This is a genomic window from Herbidospora sp. NBRC 101105, from assembly GCF_030269205.1.
Classification (GTDB): domain Bacteria; phylum Actinomycetota; class Actinomycetes; order Streptosporangiales; family Streptosporangiaceae; genus Herbidospora; species Herbidospora solisilvae.
The window spans coordinates 1-278 of sequence record NZ_BSSX01000035.1 but is presented as its reverse complement, the minus strand read 5'-3'; the positions used below and the strand labels follow the sequence as shown (position 1 = coordinate 278).

At 58.6% G+C, this 278-nt stretch carries 1 rRNA gene; it reads left to right on the top strand.

The features are described 5' to 3' along the window. Window positions 1–278: ribosomal RNA gene (locus QSK34_RS37685) — 16S ribosomal RNA — on the top strand; the annotation flags it as partial.

Genomic DNA, 278 nt, shown 5'->3' with positions numbered 1-278 from the left:
GCTTAACACATGCAAGTCGAGCGGAAAGGCCCTTCGGGGTACTCGAGCGGCGAACGGGTGAGTAACACGTGAGTAACCTGCCCCTGACTCTGGGATAAGCCTGGGAAACTGGGTCTAATACCGGATATGACACACGATGGCATCGTCTGTGTGTGGAAAGTTTTTTCGGTCAGGGATGGGCTCGCGGCCTATCAGCTTGTTGGTGGGGTAGTGGCCTACCAAGGCGACGACGGGTAGCCGGCCTGAGAGGGCGACCGGCCACACTGGGACTGAGACAC